This is a genomic window from Shewanella sp. MSW, from assembly GCF_007636515.1.
In the GTDB taxonomy this organism is placed as follows: domain Bacteria; phylum Pseudomonadota; class Gammaproteobacteria; order Enterobacterales; family Shewanellaceae; genus Shewanella; species Shewanella indica.
Genome location: NZ_LVDR01000008.1, coordinates 15,533 through 39,626 on the forward strand (window position 1 = coordinate 15,533; position 24,094 = coordinate 39,626).

Genomic DNA, 24,094 nt, shown 5'->3' on the forward strand with positions numbered 1-24,094 from the left:
CAAGCAATAAAACCCAATGGAGCCTATTATGACTGCCAATCAAACCCCACATCAGCGCATTGTGCTGGCCTCTCGCCCGAGCGGCGCTCCCAACGCAGAAAACTTCCGTCTGGAAAGCAGCAGCAAGCCGGTGGCAAACGACGGCCAGGTGTTGCTGCGCACCATCTACCTGTCGCTGGATCCATACATGCGCGGCCGCATGAGTGATGCAGAATCCTATGCCGAGCCGGTAGCCGTGAACGATATCATGGTCGGCGGCACAGTTTGCCAGGTAGAAGAGTCCCGTCATCCTGACTTTGAAGTCGGTGAGTGGGTGCTCGCCTACACCGGCTGGCAAAACTATGCCCTTTCAGACGGTGAAGGATTGTTGAAACTCGGCAAAGCGCCTGCTGCCCCTTCATACGCCCTCGGAGTCTTGGGTATGCCGGGTTTCACCGCCTATATGGGACTGCTGGATATTGGCCAGCCCAAAGCGGGAGAAACTCTGGTGGTTGCCGCCGCGACCGGACCGGTTGGCGCAACCGTAGGTCAGATAGGCAAACTCAAGGGCTGCCGGGTCATAGGTATTGCCGGCGGCGCTGAGAAATGTCGCCACGCCAAAGAAGTACTGGGTTTCGATGAGTGTCTGGATCACAAGGCAGAGGACTTCGCCGAGCAGTTGGCCCGAGTCTGCGACCAGGGAATAGACATCTATTTCGAGAACGTCGGCGGCAAGGTGTTTGATGCCGTATTGCCCCTGCTGAATACCAGCGCCAGAGTCCCCGTATGTGGTTTGGTGTCTCAATATAACGCCACTGAGTTGCCGGCCGGTCCGGATCGCCTGTCACTGCTGATGAGCACCATTCTGGTGAAGCGGATCAAGATGCAGGGCTTTATCATTATTGACGATTATGGCCACAGATATGAAGAGTTCGCCAAGGATATGGATGCCTGGGTATCTCAGGGCAAAATTCAATACAAGGAGCAACTGGTCGAAGGGCTGGAGCAGGCCCCACAAGCCTTTATCGGCCTGCTTGAAGGTAAAAACTTCGGCAAGCTGGTGATCAAGGTTGCCGAGCCGCTGTGATAAAAACTGATGGCTGCACTAGATTGATTGCTGCGGCCATTCGGTAACCAGCAAAGCAAGACCTGCGGCCCTCTTAAGCATAAACGCCAAGAGGGCCGCCAATTTTAACGGCTTAATTCAGGCTATTCACGCCATCTTTAACAAAGCCTTGGCTCCAGCTTAAACCGGGATTCAAAGACAATCCGGGCACTTCCTTTAATTTGAATCTTGCATTCAGGCCTGTAGGCCGACGCAGAGCACACATGGGACTTGTTAGCGCCTTCCTTAGGTTTCCTTAAAATCACCTCACGCTTAACATCAAACAGCAGCTCAATATGGTTGGCAGCAAGACAACGCCAAACTGAATCTTGATCCATTTTATGCACGTATGACTTATTAGCTAATAGCTCAAGAGCCTTATCGGGATGGCGCTGACCATTTCAACCTTTGGCCAAAAGGTGTAAAATCCTCCTCTTATGTCAAATGGCTACCAGTGTTCTGTGCAGGGGTGAGATGCAGGCGATGAGCAAGGCAACTTTTTATCTGCTGCCAAATGCAGCACAGCAACCAAGCGCCGAGCAGTTGCAACTGCTTGCCTGTCAGTTGGCCGGGCAGCATTATGCCAAGGGTGAATGGCTCTATATTCACTGTGAGGATCAGGCGCAGGCCCATGGGATTGATGAACTGCTTTGGCAGTTTGAACCCAGTGCTTTCGTGCCCCATAACCTTAAAGGGGAAGGCCCTGCCGCCGGTGCACCGGTTGAAATCGGCTTTGACAAGCTGGGGCCCAACCAACGCCGCCCGATACTGATCAATCTGGCCACAGAAGCCCCGGCATTTGCGGTAAACTTTGGCAGGATCATAGATTTTGTTGCCGGTGATGAGCAACACAAGGCCCTGGCCAGGGACAGATACCGCCAGTATCGTAATCTGGGAGTCACGCTCAGCACCCAGGATTTGGCAACACAACCACTTAATTTTGTTTGAGAAACGACAGTTCCCATGGAAAAAACATACAATCCGCAGTCTATTGAACAAGCGCTCTACCGTGTATGGGAAGAGAAAGGTTACTTCAAGCCCCACGGTGACGAGTCCCAGGGCAACTATTGCATCATGATCCCGCCGCCGAATGTCACCGGCAGCCTGCATATGGGACACGCCTTTCAGGATACCATTATGGACACCCTGATCCGTTACCAGCGGATGAAAGGCAAGAATACCCTCTGGCAAGTGGGTACCGACCATGCCGGTATCGCCACCCAGATGTTGGTGGAGCGCAAAGTCGCCGCCGAAGAAGGCAAGAGCCGCCACGACCTGGGCCGTGAAGCCTTTATGGACAAGGTATGGGAATGGAAGAACCAGTCCGGTGGCACCATTACCCGCCAGATGCGTCGCCTGGGCGCCTCGGTAGACTGGGACCGTGAGCGTTTCACCATGGACGAAGGCCTGTCGGAAGCCGTGCAGGAAGTGTTTGTTCGCCTCTATGAAGATGACCTCATCTATCGCGGTAAGCGCCTGGTTAACTGGGATCCCAAGCTGCACACTGCAATTTCCGATCTGGAAGTGGAAAACAAGGAAAAGCAGGGCCACATGTGGCATTTCCGCTATCCACTCGCCGATGGCGCCCTGACCGCCGACGGTAAAGACTATCTGATTGTCGCCACCACACGTCCGGAAACCATGCTGGGTGACAGTGCCGTTGCCGTGCACCCTGACGATGAGCGTTATCAATCCCTGATTGGCAAAGAGATCATTCTGCCAATCGTTAACCGCCGTATTCCTGTGGTGGCCGATGACTATGTAGATATGGAGTTCGGTACCGGCTGCGTGAAGATCACTCCGGCCCACGACTTCAATGACTATGAAGTCGGCAAGCGTCACAATCTGCCTATGTTCAACATCCTTACCCAGGATGCCGCCATCCGCACTGTGGCCGAAGTAGTGAATGTCGACGGTAGCCTCAACACCGAATTGGACGCCTCTTTGCCAAGCCGTTATGCCGGTATGGACAGATTCAAGGCCCGCGATGCCGTTGTCGCCGAATTCGAGACCCTGGGTCTTTTGGAAAAAATCGAGCCCCACGGCCTGAAAGTGCCTTATGGCGACCGCAGCGGCGTGGTGATTGAACCGCTGCTGACCGACCAATGGTATGTGTCTGTCAAACCACTGGCCAAGACAGCCATAGAAGCGGTGGAAAACGGCGATATCAAGTTTGTACCTCAGCAATACGAGAACATGTACTTCTCCTGGATGCGTGACATTCAGGACTGGTGTATTTCGCGCCAGCTGTGGTGGGGTCACCGCATTCCGGCCTGGTATGACAACAGCGGTAAGGTCTATGTCGGCCGTAACGAAGCCGAAGTACGCGCCAAGCACAACTTGGCAAGCGATATTGCTCTGCGTCAGGACGATGATGTACTGGATACCTGGTTCTCCTCTGCCCTGTGGACCTTCTCAACCCTGGGCTGGCCACAGCAGACTCCTGAGCTGAAAACCTTCCACCCCACAGACGTGCTGGTGACAGGTTTCGACATCATCTTCTTCTGGGTAGCCCGGATGATCATGATGACCATGCACTTCATCAAGGATGAAGACGGCACACCTCAGGTACCCTTCAAGACTGTCTATGTGACCGGGCTTATCCGTGATGAGCAAGGCAACAAGATGTCCAAGTCCAAGGGCAATGTGCTGGATCCTCTGGATATGATCGATGGCATAGATCTCGAGTCTCTGGTTGGCAAGCGCACCGGCAACATGATGCAGCCGCAACTGGCCGCCAAGATTGAAAAGAGCACCCGCAAGGAGTTTGCCGACGGCATCGAAGCCCACGGTACCGATGCGCTACGCTTTACCCTGGCTGCCATGGCATCCACCGGCCGTGACATCAACTGGGACATGAAGCGCCTGGACGGTTACCGCAGCTTCTGTAACAAGCTGTGGAATGCTTCCCGCTATGTACTGATGAACACCGAAGATCAGGATTGCGGCCCCAACTCACCTAACGGCAAGGCCGGCGGTGAGATGCAGCTGTCGCTGGCGGATCGCTGGATCACAGGTCTGTTCAACCAAACGGTCAAGACCTTCGAAGAGCATATGGGCGCCTATCGTTTCGACCTGGCCGCCAATACCCTGTACGAATTCACCTGGAACCAGTTCTGTGACTGGTATCTTGAGCTGACCAAGCCTGTGCTGCAAAACGGCTCTGAAGCCGAGCAGCGTGGCACCCGTCATACTCTGGTGACTGTACTCGAGCAGCTGTTGCGCCTGATGCACCCATTGATGCCATACATCACTGAAACCATCTGGCACCGTGTCAAACCACTTGCCGGTGTAGAAGGTGAAACCTTGATGCTGGCCGCCTTCCCTGAGTATCAGGCCGACAAAGTCGATACCGAGGCCATGGCCGACTTGGAATGGGTCAAGCAAGTGATTGTTGCCGTGCGTAACATCCGCGCCGAGCTGAACATAGCTCCGTCCAAGCCGCTCAACGCCTTGCTGCGCAGTGTCAGTGTTCGCGACAAGGCCCGTGTAGAGGCCAACCAAACCTTCTTCACTACCCTGGCTAAGCTGGAAAGCATGACGATTTTGGCCGATGGCGACAACGCGCCCATGTCCACCACCCAACTGGTAGGCGAGATGGAACTGTTGATCCCTATGGCAGGGCTTATCGACGTAGCGGCCGAAATGGCCCGTATCGACAAACAGCTGGAGAAGCTGAGTGGCGAAGTGGCCCGCATTGAAGGCAAGCTGTCCAATGAAGGCTTTGTCGCCAAAGCCCCGGCAGCCGTTATCGACAAAGAGCGCAGCAAGATGGCTGATCTCAAGCGCGATATGGACAAGCTCAAAGAGCAACAAGCCGAGCTGGCCAAACTGGAAGCCTAACGGTTAACCCAAGAGCCATAAAACCCAAGGGCAGTCAATCGACTGCCCTTTTTTACTATTCGCTTGCCCTCGACTCCAAATGGCCCCCGAATTCAGATAATTTCATCAGCTAAGTCTGGCTATCGGAACAACATATTGTTAGATTGAAGAATATTCCAAGGGGAGTAACTTCTCGCCGGCTTGTCGTCATTACGGTGTTTGCGCACCCGGCAACCGGGCAAAGCCACTGAGCTGTGCTTTGTAAGTGAGACCTTGCCGACAGGCAAGATCCGCGCTCCTTCAGCTGGCCTGCCGTCGGTGGCAGGCTTTGTTGTATTTGGAGAAAATGAAATGGGTACCTGGTGGTTATGGAGCGGATTTCTGGTAATAGTACTGGGGATCCTTTGGATAGACCTTAAGTTTGTCGGCGGTGGTCACAGCCATAAAGTCTCTATCAAAGAGGCGGGGATCTGGACCCTGGTATGGATAAGCGTCGCCATGCTGTTCAACTTAGGGATTTGGTTCTACCTGAAACAGACCGCAGGTCTCGAAGTCGCCAATCAACAAGGGCTGGAGTTTCTCACCGCCTACCTCATCGAGAAAGCCCTGGCCGTGGACAATGTGTTTGTCTGGCTGATGCTGTTTAGCTATTTCGCTATCCCCGCCGAACTGCAAAGACGGGTGCTGCTCTACGGAGTACTGGGCGCCATAGTGATGCGTACCGCCATGGTATTTGGCGGCACCTGGCTGATTAATCAGTTCCATTGGGTGCTGTATCTTTTCGGGGCATTTCTGCTGTTTACCGGCGTCAAGATGCTGTTTACCAAGGAAGATAATGAAACCGACCTCTCCAACAACAAGCTGCTCGGCTGGCTCAGAAAACACCTGAGGGTGGTGAAAAATCTTCAAGGTGAGCATTTTGTGGTGCGTCGCCACGGCGTATTATTTGCCACCCCCCTGCTGCTGGCGTTGATCGCTGTGGAGATCAGCGACATCATCTTCGCGGTGGACAGTATCCCGGCCATCTTCGCGGTCACCACAGATCCCTTTATCGTACTGACGTCCAACATCTTCGCCATCATGGGCCTCAGGGCCATGTACTTTCTGTTGGCGGGCGCCGCCGAACGTTTTGTACTGCTCAAATATGGCCTGGCGCTGATCCTGATGTTTATCGGTATCAAGATGCTTCTACTGGATATCTATCATCTACCTATCATGCTGGCACTGGCGGTCATCGCGATTATTCTACTGGTCAGCATACTGGGCAGTCTGTGGCTGACCCGGGATAAGGGGAAGCAGCCACAGGCATAATACCTGTCTTTTGTCCGTCACTCGAAGGGGGCACAAGATAATGAAAAATGATCCTGAGTGTAGTGGTCGCACCCATGCGCTGCACGGGGCGACTCACCTGGTGTTGTTTGTGGTCTATCTGTTCTTGATGTTTGAGTAATCATTCGCGGATGTTGGCCATGAAAAACACATCCACATACTCGCCATCGCGAAAAGCATAGTCCCGCGCCTCGCCCTCAATCACAAAGCCATGGCGTTTGTAGAGCGTTATAGCGGCGTGATTGTCGGTATAAACCGTCAGCTCAAGGCGTCTCACCGCCAACCAGTTATGGGCCAAATCCACTGCGGCCGCCAGCAGCGCAGAACCCACGCCGATACCGCGGCACTCTTCACTCACCGCCATCCCCAGGTCGGCCACATGCTTACGTCTGGGGTTGGTTTGCACCTGCAAGGAGAGCTGACCTGCCACCTCCCCTTGCCACTCTGCAACCAGCGAATAATAACCATCCGGCAGTTCGCCCAGGCGCTTATACCACTTTTCGAGTGACGGAAAGGGCTGCTGCAAGGTGCCGGCATAACAGCTGGGCTGAGTAAATAGCGCCCGTATTGCCGGAATATCCGTGTGCTCGCTGTGGCGCACCACTACCTCTTGTTGTGACTGACTCACCTTGGGTTCAAACTCTGTTACCTGCACTCTGTTGTTCTCCTTAACTAAAAGCCGCCAAGCCTGTCTGGGCCCGTCCCAGGATCAAGGCATGAATATCATGGGTCCCCTCATAGGTATTGACCGCTTCCAGGTTCATCAGATGCCGGATGACATGAAACTCGTCACTGATACCATTACCACCATGAATGTCCCTGGCCTGGCGAGCAATTTCCAGCGCCTTGCCGCAGGAGTTACGCTTGATTAGCGAGATGGCCTCGATAGCCAAACTGTCCTGATCCAGCAAGCGACCGGCCTGCAAGCAGGCAAACAGCGCCGTGGTGATATCTGTTTGCATATCCACCAGCTTTTTCTGGATTAGCTGATTGGCCGCCAATGGTCTGCCGAACTGGACTCGGTCCAGACTGTATTGCCGCGCGGCGTGCCAGCAAAACTCGGCCGCGCCCAAGGCGCCCCAGGCGATGCCGTATCTGGCCTTGTTGAGACAACCAAAGGGCCCCTTGAGCCCCTCGACATTGGGCAGCAGAGCATCGACACCCACTTCAACTCCGTCCAGCACGATTTCGCCGGTTATCGAAGCCCTGAGAGAAAACTTGCCCTCTATCTTGGGCGCCGACAGCCCAGGGGTGCCCTTTTCCACTAAAAAGCCACGAATGACCCCATCAAGCTTGGCCCAAACCAGGAAGAGATCGGCAATCGGTGAATTGGTGATCCACATCTTGTTGCCATGGAGCCGATACCCTCCGGGGATGGCTTCGGCGCGAGTCTTCATACCGCCGGGATCTGAACCTACATCCGGCTCGGTCAGCCCAAAACAGCCAATCAGTTCACCCCGGGCCAGCCTTGGCAGATATTTCTGTTTCTGCTCTTCACTGCCGTAGGCAAAAATCGGATGCATCACCAAAGAGGACTGCACACTCATGGCGGAACGATAACCACTGTCGACCCGCTCTATCTCACGGGCAATCAGGCCATAGCTGACATAGTTGACCCCGGCGCCGCCATATTCAGTCGGCAGAGTCGCCCCGAGTAACCCCAGAGCACCGAGCTCTGTCATGATCTCGGGATCAAAGTATTGCTCGCGATTTGCCTGCAGGATCCTGGGTTGCAATTTGCTTTGGGCATATTCATGCACAGTATCGCGGATCATCCTTTCTTCCGGCAGCAACAGGCTGTCAAACTGCAAGGGATCTTGCCAATCGAAGGGGTTACGGGCCATAGCTTTGTCCTTTTTTTCAGCTGATTTTCATCATGCTAACTCAGTCCCGGATTTCTGCCCAGCGCTGAAACCTCCGCCAAACAAAGATTACGTCTGTATCAAATTGCTACTTTCATGAAAGAAATCTCTGAATTTGCGCCGCACAAATGTTAGTCTTCAGCACTATTCTTGGTCATAGCTTTTAGTAATATTTTCGGTATTCAATGTCTGTACGGCTCTGCTTATTCATAATCGGCCTCTTGTCTCTCAATGCCTGGGCACATCCCTATTGCAAAGAGACAGAATGCATCCCTATTGATAAATGGGATCTAGGACTGGCCTTGGGTTACGGTCAAAAAACCAACCCCTTACGCCAGCAGGACGATATTCCCCTCTATGTCATTCCCAGTATTGCCTACTATGGTAAAAACTGGTTTTTTGATAACGGTAATCTGGGACTAACCCTGGCCGAGTCGGAAAACTACACCATTAATCTGGTGACGGCCTACAGCAAAGAGCGGGCTTTTTTCTATCGCTGGGACCCCAGTAATGTATTTACTTTCGGTGGCAGCTCTCAGATCTCCAAGGCCACCGAGAGTCGCGCGGCACCCATGATGTTAATGCAAGCCAATGAACCACCAAAAGTATTTAATGAATTGGAAGACAGACACTTTACATTTCTTGGCGGAGCCGAGGCTTTTTTTTACACTCAATACGGTATACTGAATCTTTCGCTTACTCATGATATGTTCAATGTTCACCAGGGCACTGAGGCCAAAGCCAGGTGGTTGTATCAGCTGAATTTGGAACGCTGGAAACTTGAGTTCGCCCTGAATATAGAGTGGAAGAGTAAAGAAATAGTCGATTATTACTTTGGCGTAAGACCAAGCGAGAATGCCTATTGGAGTCAGGCTTACCAGGGGAGTTCAGGCTTTAACCGCGGGCTGGAGTTTACCGGCCGTTATAGCCTCAACGAGGACTGGGATCTTATATTGGGACTGCGTTATACCAAACTTGCCGATGAAATAGCCAAGAGCCCTCTGCTGGATGAAGATGATGTCAGGGCTTTTTTCATTGGTGCTGCCTATAGGTTTTAAACAAGGTGCGCATAGCAAACAGCTGGCGTTGGCTGTTCCTGCTGCTGATGTTGTCAATGATATTTGCAACCAAGGTGCAGGCTGACCCAGATAATAACAATCAAGAAATCAAGCTGGCTATCACACCTCAGCTCTGTATTCTCAAGAGTGAAGAGGACACCTGTTCGCTTGATGTCAGTTTAAGCTGGACTAATACAAATGGTGCGGTTTGTATCCTTTCTGATTATGAAGGGTTACAACGTTGGTGCAGTGAAACTGAAGATGTGCACAGCCTCACATTCCGGCTCACAACCAGTGAGGACATTCATTTTGTCATGGTAGATAAAGACACATGGCAAACCTTAGCCGGCGTTTACTTTAGAACGACCCCCGTATCTGACACCAATGTCAGGCGCAGATATCGCAACCCTTGGAGTTTATTCTGATGACCTCAGCGCAATCGACTCACCGAGTTTTATTGGTAGAAGACGACATTCGTCTTGCCAACCTTATTGTGGATTATCTCAAGTCCCATGGCATGCATGTAGAAGTTGAGCGCCGCGGTGACACAGTTTTGACCCGACTGCTCAACTACAAACCTGATATTATCTTGCTGGACATCATGCTACCAGGCATGGATGGACTGTCGCTGTGCGAAAAACTGCCGGATTACTTTGCCGGCCCTATCCTGCTGATGAGCGCACTTGGCTCCAATGAAGATCAAATCAAAGGCCTGGAACTGGGAGCCGATGACTATGTGGTTAAACCGGTTGACCCGGCACTCCTGGTCGCGCGGATCAACAATCTGCTGAGACGTCATACCAAGCCACCTATGGCAGAATCTCACTGCCTGAGCTTTGGCAAGCTGAGCATAGATCCTCACACCCAGGCAATTCGTCTGGGCGATAAAGAGGTGGATCTCACCAGTCACGAATTTGAACTCCTGTGGCTGCTGGCATCCCAGGCCGGCCAAGTACTGAGCCGCCAATATATCTATCAGTGCCTGCTGAATATCGACTTCGATGGCAAGGATCGTAAGATAGACGTACGTATCTCCCGCCTGCGTAAAAAACTGGGCGATAACATAGAAACGCCATTCAGGATCAAGACGGTTTGGGGCCAGGGATATCTATTTGCCCCCGAAGCCTGGAACAGCTAATCCCCAAATAGGTTACCGCGTGAAACGCCTCTTCATCAGTTTGTATCTACTGATCAGCCTGAGCTTTCTCGGGCTGGGATGGACCCTAGACGCCCTTTGGCAGCAACACGATGACGAGGCGGAACTCTTGGCCGATGCGCCACTTATGGCCATGGCAGCCATCTTGAAGCCCATGAGCCCAGAACAGCGGCAACAGGCGATCGCCACCGCCAATGTCAATGCCACCTATCCATTGCGTCTGTTCAGTGCCGACAAGATCACCCTGGCCGATGATGGCGAGTTAGCTCCCGGTGAAGTCTTCACTACCCTGACCAACTCAGGTAGACAGATGCAGTTTATCCGCCTGGACCAACAGGTGCTGATGACAGGCCCGATAGACACAGATCCCAGAGCCAGACTGCGTGGCCTATTCACCCTGTTTTTCTATCTGTCGCTGGCCGGTGTGGCCTTGGTTTGGGTCTGGCCGCTATCGAGAGATCTTAAAGTGCTCAAACAAGCAACTGAAGCCCTCGGACAAGCCAAATGGGATACCCGTATCAAGCTGTCGCCCCGCTCTCAGGTAAAGCCCCTGGCGCACACTTTCAATGAGATGGCACGGCATATCGGTGCTCTTATCGACAACCAACGACACCTGGCCAATGCTGTATCCCACGAGATCCGCACGCCGCTGGCCAGGCTCAAGTTTGCCCTGGCGCTGATCCCCAACTATTGCCGTAAAGGAGCCGATGAAACCGCCAGAGCCGACTTTATTGCCGGCATGACAGAAGATGTCAAAGAGATGGAATCCTTGCTGCAGGAGATGCTCACCTACGCCAGCCTGGAGTCGGCCCAAACAGGGCTGAGACAGGAGAGCTGCGATCTCACCGCCCTCTGCCGCCAGGTGATAGACAGACTGCAGAGCCTGAGCCCGATTCCAATAACCCTGGATAGTTCCGTCGCCAAACTGCCCTTCACCTGTGAACCGGCCTTGATTGAAAGAGCACTGCAAAACCTGCTCACCAATGCCCAGCGCTTTGCCGAAAGCCAAATTCAGGTGACTCTGAGTGATGAAAAAGACAGGGTGACTATTGAGGTTAAAGACGATGGTGAAGGGATCCCCGAAGAGGAACAACGCAAGATATTCGAGCCCTTTGTCCGCAGCGATACCTCACGCAACAACAATAAAGGCTTTGGGCTGGGGCTGGCAATAATCAAGCGTATAGCCGAACGCCATCATGGGGAAATCCTGCTATTCAGCCGCCCCGGGGAAACCCGTTTTTGCATCAGCCTGCCCAAGCGTGAACTCAATCGAGACTGAAATCACTGAAGTCCAGAGGCTCGTCTGCGTCGTCTTTGGCATCAAAGTCCAGGCTGTGATTCAACTGCAGCTCTTCCACCTTTAGCTGCGCCCTGCGCGCCTTTATTTGCGCCAGTTGCCAACGCCGTTTACGCGCCTTGCACAGGCGAATAACATCCAACTTGCGGGCGTTGGAAAAATTGAGCCAATCAAACCTCTCTTCACGGTTACGGAAACAACCTTTGCAATAGCCCTTGGCATCTGTCTGGCAGACACCGATACAGGGGCTGGGGATATCAAAAAAGACCAGTTGTTCCATAGGGGCGTAAATGCAGGCTCTATCTGATGGGTAAACCTTAGGTATATCATCTCATTCTTAAAAAGGCGATTTTTTATCCGCTTCTTGCACTAACGGCCGCTTTGGCACAAAGTCACAGGGTAAGGTATATCCTTTCACGGAGGACAAGCGATGACATTCAGGACACTTTTGCTGCTGTTACCCCTGCTGCTGACGGCCTGCGCCCAGCAGCCGAAACAGGACTACGACCCAGGATACAGCTTCGCCAAGCTACAAAAGTTCACCCCCCTGCCGATTTCCAGCAGTGATGATCCCCTGAGCGCCGAGCGGATCAATCAGGCAATTGTCGACACGCTGAAAAGCAAACAATTTACTGAAGTCACTGAGTCAGCGGACTTCAAGGTTTCCTTTGCCTTTCGCACTACAGATAAGCCGAAAGACTCAGGCCTCTCCATCGGCCTTGGCAGCGGCACCTGGGGCTCTGGCGGCGGCATTGGCGTAGGCACCAGTGTGGGTGTGCCCTTGGGCGCCGATGCCAAACTCCAAACCATACAAATCGATATCATAGAAGCGAGTAGCAACCGCCTCATCTGGCGCGGCAGCGATCAGTTCAGCTTCAGCGATGGCGGTGAAGGTAAGGCAGAGGCAACTCGGGAAACCGTGATGCGGATCCTGAGCCAGTTTCCGCCTCAACCGTGAGCCATCACAGTGCGGCCGTTGGCCCATTGACGCAAAGCGTTGAGCTTTTCGGCCATCACCACAGATAAGGGGCGGGTCCGACTCAGGGCATCGAGCAGCCAGGCCTGATTGGCCTCCTGCCCCGCAGCCCTCGCAGCATAACGGGCGGAAATAACCGCCTGCTCTATCTCGGCGCCGGAGAAACCTTCACTGGCGCTTGCCAGACTCGCCAATTCCAGCGCGGCCGGATCGATATTACGCTTGCGGCAGTGAATGCGGAAGATCTCCTCCCGGGTGGAGCTGTCCGGCAAGTCGACAAAAAATATCTCATCCAGGCGTCCCTTACGCAGCAGCTCGGGAGGCAGCGCGCTGATATCATTGGCGGTCGCCACCATAAAGACTTCGGACTTGCGCTCTGCCATCCAGGTCAGCAGGGTGCCGAGGATCCGCTTCGAGGTGCCTTCATCGCTGTTACTGCTGCCCAGCCCCTTTTCAATTTCATCTATCCAGAGTACGCAGGGCGCCATCAATTCCGCCATCTCCAGCGCTTTCTTGAGGTTACGCTCCGTCTCGCCTATGTACTTATTGTAGAGTCCGGCCATATCCAGGCGCAGCAAAGGCCGCTGCCAGATACCGGCCACCGCCTTGGCCGCCAGGCTCTTGCCGCTGCCCTGCACCCCAAGCAGCATCACGCCCTTGGGCGTATCGAATGCTTGCGCATCGCTGCCAAGGCGCCTGTGGCTCAGCCACTCCTTGAGTCTGGACAGCCCGGCAACATCGGCAAAGTCACAGGTGTCGTACTCAAATTGCAGCACACCTTCCATATCCAAAAGCGCAAACTTGGCCTTGTTGACCACGGGAATATCCGAGTGACACAAGGCGCCATCATCCCAGATGGCCTTACGGGCAAGACGGCGGGCATCGGCATGGCTCAGACCGCGAAGATTACCGGCAAGCAGTGGGATCACGGCTTCATCGAGACGATTCAAGGCCCCTTTGGCTCGGGCCAGGCGCGCTTCCTCTATGATGAGGTTTTCCAGCTGGGCCTGCCCTGGCATGGAAAGGGAGAAATGAGCGCAGTAACGGCTAAGCTCAGGGGGCACATCAAAAGCGTGGCTGACCATCACCAGGGTGTGCTGCAAGGTTTCGTGCTCAAGGGCAATCTCCTTGATCATTCTCACGTTACGCGGCGCATCGACCACATAGGGGTGAAAGTCACAGAGCACATAGATCCCCTGCTGCTGGCTGGCCTTGATATGCGCCAGAATATCGGTCGGTTCGGCATTGAATTTCTGCACCCCAACTTCCCTGTCCAGCCGCTTGAGCCCCTGGGTAACACTCCAGCCATACAGGGGCCGCATCAGCACACCGGCCACTCGTTTGAGCAGTTCCAATACCCTGGGCTCCTCATACGTTTCAATTATCACCAAGGGCGTACCGCCCCTGAGCACCCCGGTTAAGTCTTTGACATCCTGCATTCTGGCTTCCCGCACGATAATAACGGACTTAAGAATAACAACATTCCAACATTCGCCACAGCAACGCAAGCAGTGATCCAGCGCACAATTTATCAAGCCTTCCGCCCAAGTCGATTACCAAAGGGTAAACTAGCAAAAAAATCCGCTGCCACAGGCAGCTACAATAACCAAAGGTACCCACACTATGTTAGGCACTCCCCTTAGCCAAGGCGCCGTGCGCGCCATGCTGCTCGGCTGCGGCGAACTGGGCAAAGAAGTTGCGATTGAACTGCAGCGCCTGGGCGTCGAAGTCATCGGCGTCGACCGCTACCCCAATGCCCCGGCCATGCAGGTCAGCCATCGTTTTCATGTGGTCAACATGCTCGATCCCGAGGCGCTGCGCGCCGTCATCGAGCTGGAAAAACCCCATCTGGTCATTCCGGAAATCGAAGCCATAGCCACAGCAACCCTGGCAAAGATGGAGGCCGAAGGCCTGAAGGTGGTACCCACCGCCAGAGCCACCCAGTTGACCATGGACAGAGAAGGCATTCGCCGTCTGGCGGCAGAGACGTTGGGGATCCCCACCTCGCCCTACGTCTTTTGTGACACTGAGGCAGAATTCAATCAGGCGGTGGCCAAAATAGGTTTGCCCTGCGTGGTCAAGCCTGTGATGAGCTCATCGGGCAAGGGCCAGAGCGTGATCCGCGAGCAAGCTCAGATAGCCGCAGCCTGGGAGTATGCTCAGCAAGGTGGCCGCGCCGGGCAAGGCCGGGTGATAGTCGAAGGCTTTGTGCCTTTCGACTACGAAATCACCCTGCTCACCATAAGTGCAGTCAACGGCATTCATTTCTGTGCGCCTATAGGCCACAGGCAGGAAGACGGTGACTACCGCGAATCCTGGCAGCCACAGGCCATGAGCCAAGTGGCCCTGGAAAAGGCGCAACAGATAGGCGCCAAAGTGGTTGAGGCGCTCGGCGGCCATGGTTTGTTTGGGGTAGAACTCTTTATCAAGGGCGATGAAGTCTACTTCTCTGAAGTCTCGCCCCGGCCCCACGACACCGGCATGGTGACCCTGATAAGCCAGGATCTGTCCGAGTTTGCCCTGCACGTGCGTGCCATTCTTGGATTGCCGATCGCCAATATCCGCCAGCACGGCCCCAGCGCTTCGGCTGTGGTGCTCAAAGAAGGCGACTCAAACAACCTGCGCTACACGGGCCTTGCAGCAGCGCTGAGCGAAGCCGACACCCAGCTGCGACTGTTCGGCAAGCCGGAGATCCATGGTCGCCGCCGTCTGGGAGTTGCCCTGGCAAGGGATCTAGATATTCAAAGCGCCATAGACAAGGCGCTACGCAGCGCCGCCAAAGTGGAAGTGATTTTTTAAAAGAAGCCGCCATGAGCCAGCATTTTCAGGGTAAGTATGAAGTGGAACTCAAGTTCCGTCTGAATGAATCTTGCAGCAAACAACAACTGCTTGAGCGCCTCAATGCCATGGAGCATGAGTGCATGTTTGCCGATAATCAGGAGGACGACTGCTACTTCGATACCCCGGATGGTCAACTGGCCGCGGCGGACAAGTCTCTGTGCATCCGGGAGATGCAGCCATCCAACAATCTGCTGTGGATCCTCAAGGGCCCAGGAGCGGATTGCTGTGAGGCGGTCAATATCTCGGATGCCGCCAGGGCCCGCAGCATGCTCAGCGCCATGGGCTATGTGCCGGTGCAGCGGCTGCAAAAATGCCGCAGCATCTACTTTATCGGCAAGTGGCATATGACGCTGGACAGCCTGGCGGGGCTCGGCGATTTTGCCGAGCTGGCGATCATGACCGACGATAGCGATAAGCTGGAGCAGCTTCGCAGCGAGCTTTGGCAACTGGCGGCCCGGTTCGGGCTGACCCAAGCCATGTTGGAGCCCTGCTCCTATCGGCAACTGTGCCGCACTATACCTTATTGAGTTAAACCTGGTTAACTGAGTCTCCGCCAATAAAGGCGCGCAGATTGTCCACGGCAATATCCAACAGCTTCTGCCTGGCTTCTATTGTCGCCCAGGCATTGTGCGGACTTATGCTGACTCCTTTGGCATTGAGTAAGGGGTTGTCAGGCATTGGAGGCTCACTGGAGAGCACATCCACTCCGGCCCGCAACTTGCCCTGATTGAGTGCTGTGGCAAGCGCAATTTCATCCACCAGCCCACCACGGGCGGTATTGATCAAAATCACCCCGGGCTTTAACAGCTGTAGCGAGTCTTGATTGATCATCTTCTCGGTCGCCGCGGTCAGCGGGCAGTGCAGCGAGATCACATCGGCTTCACTATACAACTGCTCCAGTGGCGCCCAGTTGATGCCTTCGGCCAGGTCATGGCGCTCGGTTCGGGTATGCAGCAGCACCCGCATCCCCAGCGCCCTGGCAATATTCGCCACTCGCGAGCCTATATCACCATAACCGACTATTCCCATCACCTTGCCCGCGAGTGACATCAGCGGTGACAGCGTAAAACAGAAGTCGGCGCACTGGCTCCAGGCCCCCGCCGCCACAGCCTGGTGGTGCTGCGCCACTTGTTGGGTGTGATACAAGAGATGGGCAAAGACCATCTGCGCCACCGCATCCGGACCATAGCCAGGCACATTGGTGACTGTGATGCCAAGGTCGCCGGCGGCCTGTAAGTCGACCACATTGGTGCCCGTGGCAAGAATGCCTACGTACTTGAGCCCGGGCAGCGCCGCCAGTTGCTGCGCCCCGAGCACTGTCTTGTTTGTGAGCAGAATATCGGCGCCTTGGGCGCGCTGCAGCACAAGCTCAGCCGGGGTTCTGTCATAGACGCTAAGCTCCCCAAGCGCCTTGAGTGGCGACCAATCGAGATCGCCGGGATTGAGACAAAAGCCATCCAGAACCACTATTTTAAAGCTCATACTCACCTCTTTGTTACCCCACTCAGAAACGGTATCTTAACCCCAGATTGACCTGTCCCTGCCACAGGGTATCGCCCTTGATATGCCATAAGCACTGATTGGCATCGCAAAACAGGCTGCTGTCACTGTTTATCAGGGTCGCATAACCGCGCACATCGGCAAACAGGGATAGCTGCTCCAGCAGTTGGTAATCCAGCCCCAGCCCAAGTCCCATGGAAAAACGGGTCTCATTACTGCCATACTCGGGACGCAGTTGCGTCAAACCGGCACTGGCGGTGACATAGGGCCGCAGCTTGCCTTTAGGGAAATAGAGCGTGCCCCCCAGATGCAGATAATCAACGCTGAGGTCCATCAGCTTGTCAGCGCCCGGAAAACCATTGCCACTGAGCTCAGTGCCCTGATGGGAGTAAAGCAGATACATGTCACCCGGATCTGACGTCGTCAGCCCCAACATAAAGCCAAAATGACCGGCCTCGGTAATATCCGCACTATTGTTGTCATTAACTGCGCTTTCGCTGGGTCTGTAGTCAAGATCATTGCCGCCAAAGCTGTAACCGCCGAACGGCGCAACAAACACTTCGGCCTGAGCCTGACCGCTCAGGGCCAAAAGCAAGGGAATTGAATAAGCAAGTTTCATGGCGCTCTCCTTGGGTGAACCCTCTTTAACAGTATGAGCCGCCCCCCAAGGGCTAGGCTCAGCGCATTCCTCTACTGCTCTTGACCCTGTCGTAAGCCGCCTGAATATCCTGAGCCTTACGCTTGGCCAACTCCATCATCTCTTCCGGTAAGCCCTTGGCTACCAATTTATCCGGATGATGTTCATTCATCAATTTACGATAGGCGCGTTTGACATCCTGATCGCTGGCAGACTCTGAAAGCCCCAAGACTTCATAGGCATCGGCAACCGATGGTCTATGATCGCCGGGCGCTTGCTGAAAGCGAAACTCTGCCTGCCAACGCTTGAGCAGCTCATCGAGCTGAAAGCTGCTGAATCCCAGCTCTCTGGCAATCACCTGCAGTATTGCATATTCCTTGTCCTGCAGCTCACCGTCAGACAGGGCTGTCTGGATTTGAATTTCCAGAAACATCTGCTGTACTTCCCGGCGACCAAAGGTGATGCGCCGAAAACGGCGCAGGCTGGCTTCCAGTTCAAAGTCCGGCTCCTTGCCCTCGCGAAACGCCTGCTGGGCATCTTTTCGCGCCGCGCCGCTGAGGCGCAACATATCCATCAGACTGGTGGCCATGCGGATATCATTTTCAGTCACCCGTCCAGAAGCCTTGGCGATATGCCCCATAACGGCAAAAGTGGTGTTGAAAAACTCAGCCTGCCGACTGCCGGCACTTTCCCCCTGAGCAGCTGCCATCCGCTTGTCATATAGATGTCCAAGCCAGATACCCAGTAAGGCACCGAAGAAACGCCCGAACATAAAGCCGATGACACCGCCGAAAAATTTACCCCAAATACGCATCTGTTATCCCATAGTGTGCCCGCACTTGGCCGGGCCAATATTCAATCTTGAACTGTCTTATCTTGTGTCTGCTTGCGGGGTCGTGGTTAAACAGCCCCTTTGGCCTGCCTCAGCTCCAGCTGTTGCAACCTGTCCAGTGTGCCGACATCACACCAATAACCGGTGAAATGACTGCCGCTGATAAGCCCCTGCGCCATCTTTTGCCGCAGCAGCGGCGCCAAGGCAAAATGTGTTTGGGTTACCCCATCGAATAATTCGGGGCGATATATTCCCACCCCGGAGAAAGTGTACCTGGGCGCGCCCCTGTCACTGACCCGCGAATAGCCGAATGTTTGCGGCAGCAAGGCGAAGTCTCCCTCGGGATGCTGCGCCGGGTTATCCACCAGAAACAGGTGCGCCAGAGTATCGGCAGCCAAATTGGGCAGCTCAGGCATGGCATCGATAAACACATCGCCGTTAATCACCAAAAAAGGTGCATTACCCAGCAGTGGCAGGGCTTTCTTGATCCCGCCGCCGGTTTCCAGCGCTTCAATCTCACGGCTGTAATGAATCGTCACGCCAAAACGGCTGCCGTCTCCCAGGTGTTCAATCAGTTTGTCTGCCTGCCAGGCGCAGTTGATCACCAATTCTGTCACGCCCATGGCGGCCAAACGTTCAATGTGATACTCAATCAAGGGCTTACCGGCCACGGGCACCAGGGGTTTAGGTAGCTTATCGGTCAAAGGGCGCAGACGCTCCCCTCGACCGGCAGCCAGAATCATCGCCTTCATTTTTGCTCCTGTGCCTCTGCTTGTGGTCTGGACTGTAATTGAGACTGGGTTTGAGCCTGTTGCTGAGTCAGCGGCAATAACTTCAGTCTTACCCAGGAGGAAAGCGCCTGCAACTGAGGATAACGCTCACAGATATCTGCCACATAGCCGAGTGTAAGCGGTATATCCTTGAGATAACCTGACTTGCCATCTCTGTGGTGCAAGCGGGCAAAGATACCCGCCGCCTTCAGGTGTCGCTGCACTCCCATAAGATCGAACCAGCGACAGAAGGTGGCATAATCAACATCTTTGCCAACCAACCCCAGCTCGCGACACTGTTCAAAGAAGGCTTTGAGCAGCGGCTCGACTATCGCATCCGGCCAACGTATATAGCAATCTCTCAGCAGCGAGACTGCATCATAGGTCACAGGTCCCAATACGGCATCCTGAAAATCTATTACCCAAAGCTTACCTTCTTTAAGCATCAGATTACGGCTGTGAAAATCCCTGTGCATACCGACTTGGGGTTGCGCAAGCGCGCTGGCAGTCAGAATAGCAAAGCTTTCGGCCAACATAGTATGCTCAGCGGCTGTCAGGGAGACTTGCCAGTGTTTTTCCAGTAGCCATTCGCTGAAAATCGCCAGCTCGCGCTCGACAAAGGCCGCATCATAGTCGGGCAAGGGACCAAGCTCACTTTCCCGCACCGCTGCGATATCCGGCAAAATCGCCAGCGCCTTGAGATACCAAGCACTCACATTGGTTTCAGTCAACTCGGGCAACAACAAGTTATCGCCAAGATCCTGCTGCAGGATAAAGCCCTCCGCCTCATTGAACTCAAGCACCTTGGGCACTCGGATACCCGCTTGATGGTATGCCCGCGCCAAAGCAATAAAGGGTTTGTTATCCAATAAGTTGGGCGGAGAGTCTGTGACTATGTAATCACGACCATCCACATTGAGGCGAAAATAACGCCGGAAGCTGGCGTCACCGGAAATCAGCTTGGCTTGCAAGGGCTTACCGAAAAGTTGCTGCAACCAGCACGACATGGAAAGAAATCTGGGGTCAGACAAGGTCATCTCATGGCTCTTGACGAAAAATTGCTTTATTATACCGAGGTAAAAAACAGGAAACAGCCAATAAATACAGAGTTTTTTATGGCTGCGTTGCCCGAGGCAGGATGCAACTTTTCCCTCCGAATACTTGTCCAGACAAAGAAATCTAAATAATTGACCTAAGATGCAGATCCGATATTTTCTGGCACTGAGCCTTTTACCCCCCCTGACGCTGGCTGAACCCCTTTCTCAGGAGGGCGGCAACAACGCTCAATGTGTTATCTTGCCTCCGGTTCCCTACCATCAGGTTGGGGAAAGCAGCGGCCCTTTGGCCGATCAAAAAATACAGATCCATTCGGATGCCTCTTCGGCACAATTGGGGCTCGAGGCCAGCTTTGAAGGCAATGTGACCTTTTCTCAGGCCGGGCGCAGAATTTCCGCTGAAAGAGCCACGGTCAACCAGCAGGAGCAACAATTAACCGCTCAGGGCAATCTGGTGTTTCAAGACCCGCTGTTTACCGTGACCGCCGACTCGCTGATGGCGCAGATGCGTTCCAATAACGCTACCCTTGAAGGGGCACAGTACTGGCTCCACGGTCAGCAGGTTCACGGTGATGCCCAGAAACTGGAAATCACCCAAAACAACAACCTGATCCTGAACAACACCAACTTCACCACTTGCCCACCGGATAATGTCTCCTGGCTGCTGGAAGCCGAGAAGATCAAAATCGACAGCAAAGAAGAGTGGGGGGAAATCTGGGACGCCAAACTCAGAATAGGCGGGGTGCCGGTATTCTATATTCCTTACATGACAGTGCCGGTTTCGGAGAAACGCAAGACAGGTTTCCTGTTCCCCAGTTTCAGTTCCAGCACCACCAACGGGGTGGAATTTGCCGCGCCGTTTTATTGGAACATAGCCCCCGAGTACGATCTGACCTTCACCCCACACTATATGTCGTCGCGGGGCTTGTTTACCAAGACAGAATTCCGCTATTTGTTGGGTGATGCAGGTAATCGACAAACGCCTACAGGCCAGTTCAACCTGGAATACCTGGGCAGCGATAACATGCTTGATGGCAGCCCCAACCGCTATATGTATCACTGGGAACACAGCGACGCTCTGGATGAAAACTGGCGGGTGTTAGCCAACTATACCGATGTCTCGGACAACAACTACTTCAACGATCTCAACTCTGATGTCAATCGTGCCACGGACAACCAGTTGTCCCGGGTTGGTGAAATCGCCTATTTCACCGACAACTGGGACTTCAGTGCCAGAGTGCAGGACATCAAAGTATTGGGCAAGGAAGAACGGCCCTATCAGGTGATGCCGCAGCTGAACTTCAACTACCGCACTCCGGGAATGTGGCAAGGCTTGGATTTCAACTTCGCCTCAGAGATAACCAACTTCCGTCACAAAGAAGATATCTACACCACGGCAACACGGGTACATATGGAGCCCAGTATCCTTCTGCCTATTCACGGCCCGGCAGGCTCACTGACCAGTGAAGTCAAGCTGATGCAAACCAACTACTGGCAGCACAATATTCAGCAGTCCGAGCAGGAGAGTAGTATAAGCCGTACCTTGCCTCAGGTGAGAATTCACGGTCAGATAAACTTCGAGCGCTATACCGACTACTTTAACCAGAACTATCGCCAGACATTGGAACCTCAATTCCAGTATCTGTATGTCGGCTATGAAGACCAGTCCAAAATCGGTCTTTATGACACGGGTGAACTGCAACAGGACTATTTCGGCCTGTTCCGCGACCGCCGCTTTTCGGGGCTGGACCGCATCGCCGATGCCAACCAGTTAACCCTGGGTCTGACCACCCGCCTGTTTGATGAGCGTAACCTGGAACAACTGAAGTTCAGCCTGGGCCAGATCATCTATTTCGATGACAGCAAGGTCAGCCTCTATGAAGATGACCTCACGGAGCAACCATCAACTTCGGTACTGGCCGCTGAGCTGGATGCCCGAGTCTACAAAGACTGGTTTGTCAGTGGTGCTATTCAATACGATACCCGTAACAGCTCCAACAAGAAGAGCGAAGCATCTCTGGACTACCGCCCCGGCCCCAACAAGCTGCTACAGTTCAGCTATCGTTATGTGCCGGATCTGCTCAACAGTAACACCAACGACAGAGTGGATATCTCCCAGGCAGGTTTCCGTACTACCTGGCCTATTACCGATGAACTCTATTTTGTCGGTAACTGGTATTACGACCTTAAAGAGGAACGCTCGGTGGAAAGCTATACCGGCTTCCAGTACGAGTCATGCTGCTGGGCAGTGCGTTTGAGCTACCACTACCGTATCAAGACCAACTATGAGGACGACCTCAGGACTGCCGCCCCCAACGAGCGCGAAATGTTCGAAACCGGCGTCTACCTCAACTTTGTGATCAAAGGTCTCGGTGGCTCAGGTCCTCTGGGGGTCAACGACATGTTGGATGAAGGTCTGTTCAACTACCGCAAACCACTTTATCTAAGGAATTAATCAAGATTTGTGGTAGATTGCTGAACCTCGGACAGGACAGAGAGTCCAATCTGGACAACCCGGGCCGCTGCCATCGGCGGCCAACGAAACGAAAATGTGGCAAGGATTTTGTGGATGAAACCCTGTAAGAAACTGATTTTTGGATTTTTTGCTCTAGTCATGAGCCAGGCTTCCCTGGCGGCACCACAACTGCTGGATCGCGTTGCGGTGCAAATCAACGACGGCATAGTGCTGGAAAGTGAAGTCCAGAACATGGTCGACACAGTCAAGGCCAACGCCAAGGCCGCCGGCCAAAGCCTGCCTTCAGATCAGGCACTGCGCACCCAGGTTATTGAGCGTTTGATCCTGACCCGTCTGCAACTGCAGATGGCCGACCGTATCGGCCTGCATATCGGGGATCTGCAGCTGGACCAAACAATAGAGAATATCGCCAAGCAACAGAACATGACGGTCGCCCAGATGCGCGCCGAAATTGAAGCCGATGGCAACAGCTTCAGTCAATACCGCGAGCAACTGCGTGAAGAAGTGACTCTGGGTGAAATCCAGCGCATTCAAGTACAACGCCGAATCCAGGTTTCGCCCCAGGAGATCAACAGCCTGGTGAAACTGATCAAGGAACAGGGCCTGAAAGACGTCGAATATCAGGTTGGCCACATACTGATCGAAGTGCCTTCCAACCCCAGCTCAGAGCAATTGGAAGCGGCCAGTAAACGTGCTAATGCCGTATTGGAACGTCTGAAATCCGGTGCAGACTTCCGTGAAACTGCCATTGCTTCCTCCGCAGGCCCCAAGGCGCTGGAAGGCGGTATCTGGGACTACATGAACATCAATGAGATGCCGACCCTGTTTGCCGAAGTCATTACTGATGCCAAAACAGGCGACATCATAGGCCCCATTAAGAGTGGTGCCGGTTTCCATATCATCAAAATTATGGACGCCCGCGGCCTACAGACCCAGGAAGTTGAGGAAGTCAGAGCCCGCCATATTCTGCTCAAGCCATCACCAATTCTGTCTGAAGATAGAGCTAAGGCGATGTTGCAGCAGTTCCTCAAACAGATCCGCAGCGGTGAAGCCAAGTTTGAAGATCTGGCGCGCCAGTATTCGGAAGATCCCGGCAGCGCCACCAAAGGCGGTGAGCTGGGATGGGCTGCCCCAAGCATTTATGTGCCCGAGTTTGCCCAAACACTCAACAGCCTGAAGCAAGGTGAAATCAGTGAGCCCTTCCGTTCAACCCACGGCTGGCACATCACTCAGCTGGAAGAGAGACGCAAAACCGATGCCACGGATCAGTTCAATACCAACCGTGCGCATCAGTTGATCTTCCGCCGCAAATTCAACGAAGAGTTACAAAACTGGCTGGACGAAATGCGGGCCGACGCATACATTGAACTCTTCGACCCAGAAACTGACAGAGGTTAAG

22 protein-coding genes are annotated in these 24,094 nt (G+C 53.9%); 13 read left to right on the forward strand and 9 right to left on the reverse strand.

Annotated features, from left to right (window positions below; all coding sequences use genetic code 11):
* The first annotated feature begins 28 nt into the window (after nt 1-28).
* From AYI96_RS10135 to AYI96_RS10150, 4 genes are all read left to right on the forward strand, one after another.
* Complete coding sequence (locus tag AYI96_RS10135; protein ID WP_039033203.1) at nt 29-1,066, forward strand: NADP-dependent oxidoreductase; 1,038 nt, start codon at nt 29-31, stop codon at nt 1,064-1,066.
* Between the two features lie 501 nt (nt 1,067-1,567).
* Nucleotides 1,568-2,032 (forward strand): DNA polymerase III subunit chi, encoded by a 465-nt coding sequence (locus AYI96_RS10140; protein WP_039033202.1) that lies wholly within the window; start codon nt 1,568-1,570, stop codon nt 2,030-2,032.
* Between the two features lie 15 nt (nt 2,033-2,047).
* Entirely contained in the window at nt 2,048-4,927 is a 2,880-nt protein-coding gene (locus AYI96_RS10145) for a valine--tRNA ligase (protein ID WP_039033173.1), read from the forward strand.
* A 330-nt stretch (nt 4,928-5,257) separates the two neighbouring features.
* Nucleotides 5,258-6,217: a TerC family protein gene (locus tag AYI96_RS10150; RefSeq protein ID WP_039033201.1), complete on the forward strand. Its 960-nt coding sequence runs from the start codon at nt 5,258-5,260 to the stop codon at nt 6,215-6,217.
* Nucleotides 6,218-6,356: 139 nt separating this feature from the next.
* On the opposite strand, the gene AYI96_RS10155 is transcribed toward AYI96_RS10150, so the two are convergent.
* Nucleotides 6,357-6,890: a GNAT family N-acetyltransferase gene (locus AYI96_RS10155; RefSeq protein ID WP_233962694.1), complete on the reverse strand. Its 534-nt coding sequence runs from the start codon at nt 6,888-6,890 to the stop codon at nt 6,357-6,359.
* Nucleotides 6,891-6,903: 13 nt separating this feature from the next.
* Nucleotides 6,904-8,079 carry an acyl-CoA dehydrogenase gene (locus tag AYI96_RS10160; protein WP_071475827.1) on the reverse strand — a complete coding sequence of 392 codons (1,176 nt, stop codon included), beginning with the start codon at nt 8,077-8,079 and terminating at the stop codon, nt 6,904-6,906.
* 320 nt (nt 8,080-8,399) lie between these two features.
* On the opposite strand from AYI96_RS10160, the gene AYI96_RS10165 reads away from it, so the two are divergent.
* The 4 genes from AYI96_RS10165 to AYI96_RS10180 are packed head-to-tail and all read left to right on the forward strand — an operon-like array spanning nt 8,400 to nt 11,590.
* Nucleotides 8,400-9,155 (forward strand): MipA/OmpV family protein, encoded by a 756-nt coding sequence (locus tag AYI96_RS10165; protein ID WP_233962693.1) that lies wholly within the window; start codon nt 8,400-8,402, stop codon nt 9,153-9,155.
* A gap of 5 nt (nt 9,156-9,160) precedes the next feature.
* The gene (locus AYI96_RS10170; RefSeq protein ID WP_039033170.1) at nt 9,161-9,580 is read left to right on the forward strand and encodes a DUF3019 domain-containing protein; all 420 of its coding nucleotides are present in this window, start codon (nt 9,161-9,163) and stop codon (nt 9,578-9,580) included.
* Entirely contained in the window at nt 9,580-10,293 is a 714-nt protein-coding gene (locus tag AYI96_RS10175; protein ID WP_039033169.1) for a response regulator, read from the forward strand. The genes AYI96_RS10170 and AYI96_RS10175 overlap by 1 nt, the downstream gene beginning before the upstream one ends.
* Before the next feature lie 19 nt (nt 10,294-10,312).
* Entirely contained in the window at nt 10,313-11,590 is a 1,278-nt protein-coding gene (locus AYI96_RS10180; protein ID WP_039033168.1) for an ATP-binding protein, read from the forward strand.
* Here the strand turns inward: AYI96_RS10180 and AYI96_RS10185 are convergent.
* Entirely contained in the window at nt 11,577-11,888 is a 312-nt protein-coding gene (locus AYI96_RS10185) for a DUF1289 domain-containing protein (RefSeq protein ID WP_039033167.1), read from the reverse strand. The two genes, AYI96_RS10180 and AYI96_RS10185, sit on opposite strands and share 14 nt — an antisense overlap.
* 150 nt (nt 11,889-12,038) lie before the next feature.
* Here AYI96_RS10185 and AYI96_RS10190 point away from each other — a divergent pair, with 150 nt between their 5' ends.
* Entirely contained in the window at nt 12,039-12,566 is a 528-nt protein-coding gene (locus AYI96_RS10190) for a DUF4136 domain-containing protein (RefSeq protein ID WP_071475826.1), read from the forward strand.
* Here AYI96_RS10190 and AYI96_RS10195 read toward each other — a convergent pair.
* Entirely contained in the window at nt 12,557-14,023 is a 1,467-nt protein-coding gene (locus AYI96_RS10195) for an AAA family ATPase (RefSeq protein ID WP_071475825.1), read from the reverse strand. The genes AYI96_RS10190 and AYI96_RS10195 overlap by 10 nt on opposite strands.
* Nucleotides 14,024-14,207: 184 nt before the next feature.
* Here AYI96_RS10195 and purT point away from each other — a divergent pair, with 184 nt between their 5' ends.
* A complete protein-coding gene (purT, locus tag AYI96_RS10200) occupies nt 14,208-15,383 on the forward strand; it encodes a formate-dependent phosphoribosylglycinamide formyltransferase (RefSeq protein WP_144361555.1) in 1,176 nt (391 codons plus the stop codon).
* An 11-nt stretch (nt 15,384-15,394) separates the two neighbouring features.
* Nucleotides 15,395-15,952 (forward strand): class IV adenylate cyclase, encoded by a 558-nt coding sequence (locus AYI96_RS10205; RefSeq protein ID WP_144361556.1) that lies wholly within the window; start codon nt 15,395-15,397, stop codon nt 15,950-15,952.
* A gap of 1 nt (nt 15,953) precedes the next feature.
* Here AYI96_RS10205 and AYI96_RS10210 read toward each other — a convergent pair whose 3' ends face one another.
* From AYI96_RS10210 to AYI96_RS10230, 5 genes are all read right to left on the reverse strand, one after another.
* On the reverse strand, nt 15,954-16,907 hold the full coding sequence (locus tag AYI96_RS10210) for a D-2-hydroxyacid dehydrogenase (protein WP_144361557.1): 954 nt from the start codon (nt 16,905-16,907) through the stop codon (nt 15,954-15,956).
* Nucleotides 16,908-16,929: 22 nt separating this feature from the next.
* A complete protein-coding gene (locus tag AYI96_RS10215; RefSeq protein WP_144361558.1) occupies nt 16,930-17,544 on the reverse strand; it encodes an outer membrane beta-barrel protein in 615 nt (204 codons plus the stop codon).
* A 58-nt stretch (nt 17,545-17,602) separates the two neighbouring features.
* The gene (djlA, locus tag AYI96_RS10220) at nt 17,603-18,376 is read right to left on the reverse strand and encodes a co-chaperone DjlA (RefSeq protein ID WP_039033160.1); all 774 of its coding nucleotides are present in this window, start codon (nt 18,374-18,376) and stop codon (nt 17,603-17,605) included.
* Nucleotides 18,377-18,462: 86 nt separating this feature from the next.
* Complete coding sequence (gene murU, locus AYI96_RS10225; protein WP_144361559.1) at nt 18,463-19,146, reverse strand: N-acetylmuramate alpha-1-phosphate uridylyltransferase MurU; 684 nt, start codon at nt 19,144-19,146, stop codon at nt 18,463-18,465.
* Nucleotides 19,143-20,201, reverse strand: coding sequence for an aminoglycoside phosphotransferase family protein (locus AYI96_RS10230; protein ID WP_144361560.1), 1,059 nt, complete (start codon nt 20,199-20,201; stop codon nt 19,143-19,145). The genes murU and AYI96_RS10230 overlap by 4 nt, the downstream gene beginning before the upstream one ends.
* Nucleotides 20,202-20,361: 160 nt before the next feature.
* Between AYI96_RS10230 and lptD the strand changes: the two genes are divergently transcribed.
* Both lptD and surA read left to right on the forward strand, forming a co-directional pair.
* The gene (lptD, locus tag AYI96_RS10235; RefSeq protein WP_039033158.1) at nt 20,362-22,674 is read left to right on the forward strand and encodes an LPS assembly protein LptD; all 2,313 of its coding nucleotides are present in this window, start codon (nt 20,362-20,364) and stop codon (nt 22,672-22,674) included.
* A 114-nt stretch (nt 22,675-22,788) separates the two neighbouring features.
* Nucleotides 22,789-24,093, forward strand: coding sequence for a peptidylprolyl isomerase SurA (surA, locus tag AYI96_RS10240; RefSeq protein ID WP_071475820.1), 1,305 nt, complete (start codon nt 22,789-22,791; stop codon nt 24,091-24,093).
* The last annotated feature ends 1 nt before the right edge of the window (nt 24,094 follow it).